At 67.9% G+C, this 2,977-nt stretch carries 2 protein-coding genes; both read right to left on the bottom strand.

Going from position 1 to position 2,977, the window contains the following annotated elements; all coding sequences use genetic code 11:
* A partial coding sequence (kdpB, locus tag ABZV38_RS39930) for a potassium-transporting ATPase subunit KdpB (RefSeq protein ID WP_356333821.1) occupies positions 1-1,730 on the bottom strand: 1,730 nt, incomplete at its 3' end.
* A partial coding sequence (gene kdpA, locus ABZV38_RS39925; RefSeq protein WP_356333819.1) for a potassium-transporting ATPase subunit KdpA occupies positions 1,730-2,977 on the bottom strand: 1,248 nt, incomplete at its 5' end. The genes kdpB and kdpA, both read right to left, overlap by 1 nt.

The following is a 2,977-nucleotide window of genomic DNA, read 5'->3' as shown; positions in this document are numbered from 1 at the left end:
AGGTCCACCATGTTCCCGGCCTCCTTGGCGGCCGAGGTACCGGTGTTCATGGCCACGCCGACGTCGGCCTGGGCGAGCGCCGGTGCGTCATTCGTGCCGTCGCCCGTCATCGCGACGAGCTTGCCACCCGCCTGCTCACGCCGGATGAGGGCCATCTTGTCCTCGGGCGTGGCCTCCGCGAGGAAGTCGTCCACCCCCGCCTCCTGCGCGATGGCGCGCGCGGTCAGCGGGTTGTCACCCGTGATCATGACCGTCTTGATGCCCATGCGGCGCAGCTCGTCGAACCGCTCCCGCATGCCCTCCTTGACGACGTCCTTGAGATGGATGACGCCCAGGACGCGGGCGGTCCGTGTACCGCCGTGCCGGGACACCTCCCCGACGACCAGCGGGGTTCCGCCGCTCGCCGAGATGCCGTCGACGATGGCGCCGACCTCCGCCGTGGGGTGGCCGCCGTTGTCGCGGACCCAGCGCATCACTGCCGTCGCCGCGCCCTTGCGCAAGGAGCGGTTCTCCTCAGGATCGTTGAGGTCGACACCGCTCATCCGGCTGTGAGCGGTGAAGGGGACGAACTGTGCCTGGGCCAGTTCTCCTTCGCTGCGGCCACGAAGCGCGTACTGCTGCTTGGCGAGGACAACGATCGAGCGTCCCTCGGGCGTCTCGTCAGCGATCGACGACAGCTGGGAGGCGTCCGCGAGTTCCTCGACGCCCACCCCGTCCACCGGCAGGAATTCGGCGGCCTGGCGGTTGCCGAGGGTGATGGTGCCGGTCTTGTCGAGCAGGAGGGTGTTGACGTCACCGGCGGCCTCCACCGCGCGGCCGGACATCGCCAGCACATTGCGCTGCACGAGCCGGTCCATCCCCGCGATGCCGATCGCCGACAGCAGTGCCCCGATGGTCGTGGGGATCAAGGCCACGACGAGGGCGACAAGGATGACGATGGTCTGCTCGGCCCCCGCGAAGATGGCGAAGGGCTGCAGGGTCACCACGGCGATCAGGAAGACGATCGTGAGGGATGCCAGCAGGATGTTGAGCGCGATCTCGTTCGGCGTCTTCTGGCGGGCGGCCCCTTCGACAAGGGCGATCATCCGGTCGATAAAGGTCTCCCCCGGCTTCGAAGTGATCTTCACGACGATCCGGTCCGAGAGCACCTTCGTGCCGCCCGTGACCGCCGACCGGTCGCCGCCCGACTCTCGGATCACCGGCGCCGACTCACCGGTGATGGCCGATTCGTCGACGCTCGCGACGCCCTCGACCACATCCCCGTCGCCGGGGATGATCTGCCCGGCCTCGACGACGACGTGATCGCCCAGGCGGAGGTCGACACCCGGAATCTCCTCCTCTGCGGCGTCCGTCGCGCCAGGCCGCCAGCCGGTGAGACGGCGGGCCATCGCCAGCGTCTTGGTACGACGCAGAGTCTCCGCCTGGGCCTTGCCGCGTCCCTCGGCCACGGCTTCGGCAAGATTGGCGAAGACGGCCGTCAGCCAGAGCCACACGGTGATCACCCACGCGAAGACGCTGGGGGATCTGATCGCCGACACCGTCGTCAGGACCGCCCCCACCCCCACCACGAACATGACGGGGTTGTGGACCATCACGCGCGGATCCAGCTTGCGCAGGGCATCGGGGAAGGACGTCAGAATCTGTTTGGGATCGAGCAGTCCACCCGAGACCCGGTGTTGTTCACGCCCGGCGCCGGGCGGGGTGGGAGCGGAAGCGGCGGTCGTGGACATCAGTGCAGGCCCTCCGCAAGGGGTCCGAGCGCGAGCGCGGGGAAGTACGTCAGACCGACAACGATGAGGATCACCCCGGCCAGCAGTCCGACGAACTGCGGCCGGTGAGTGGGCAGGGTGCCCGCGGTGACCGGAACGGGCTGCTGCGCGGCAAGCGAGCCGGCGAGTGCGAGGACGAAGACCATCGGCAGGAACCGGCCGACGAGCATGACCACGCCGAGCGCGGTATTGTACCAGACGGTGTTCGCGCTCAGCCCGGCGAACGCCGAGCCGTTGTTGTTCGCAGCCGACGTAAAGGCGTACAGGACCTCGGAGAAGCCGTGCGCCCCGGTGTTGAGCATGGCCGCCCGCTCGCCGGGGAACGCCATCGCCAGGCCTGCACCGACGAGCACGAGGGCGGGTGTGGTCAGGATGTACAGCGATGCGAACTTCATCTCCCGGCCGCGGAGCTTCTTGCCGAGATACTCGGGCGTACGGCCGACCATCAGTCCGGCCACGAAGACAGCGACGATCGCCAGGATCAGGATCCCGTAGAGGCCGGAGCCGGTACCGCCGGGCGCGATCTCCCCCAGCATCATGTTGAAGATCGTCATTCCGCCGCCGCCCGGCGTGTACGAGTCGTGGGCGGAGTTGGCTGCTCCGCACGACGTGAGGGTGGTGGACACGGCGAACAGAGCCGAGGCCCAGATCCCGAACCGCGTCTCCTTGCCCTCCATCATTCCGCCGGCCGCGTGACCGGCCGCGCTGCTGACGCTGTGCAGCTCGTTCGCGGTCACGACGGCGACCGATGCGCCCCAGATCAATGCCATCACGGCGACGATCGCGTAACCCTGACGGTTGTCGCCGACCATCGTCCCGAAAGTCCGCGGCAGCGAGAACGAGATGACCAGCATCAGGTAGATCTCGATCAGGTTGGTGAGGGCGTTGGGGTTCTCGAAGGGGTGCGCGGAGTTCGCGTTGTAGAAACCACCGCCGTTGGTGCCCAGTTCCTTGATGGCCTCCTGGGAGGCGACTGGCCCCCCGGTCAGGCGTTGATGCCCGCCCGCGACGGTGGTGATGTCGTGGATGCCGTGGAAATTCTGAACGGTACCGGCGGCCACCAGAACAATGGCGAAGACGAACGCGAGGGGCAGCAGCACGCGAAGCACGATCCGCGTACTACAGCAGCAGATCTTGAGTGAGTGATCGTTCTTGGACGGCGTGTTTCCAGGGACGGAGTCGTGCGGGGAGTGGGTCGTCGCGGCGGC

Source organism: Streptomyces sp. NPDC005181, assembly GCF_040608395.1.
Taxonomy (GTDB): Bacteria; Actinomycetota; Actinomycetes; order Streptomycetales; family Streptomycetaceae; genus Streptomyces.
The sequence above is the reverse complement of the archived record's forward strand: the minus strand, read 5'-3'. Positions and strand labels throughout refer to the sequence as shown.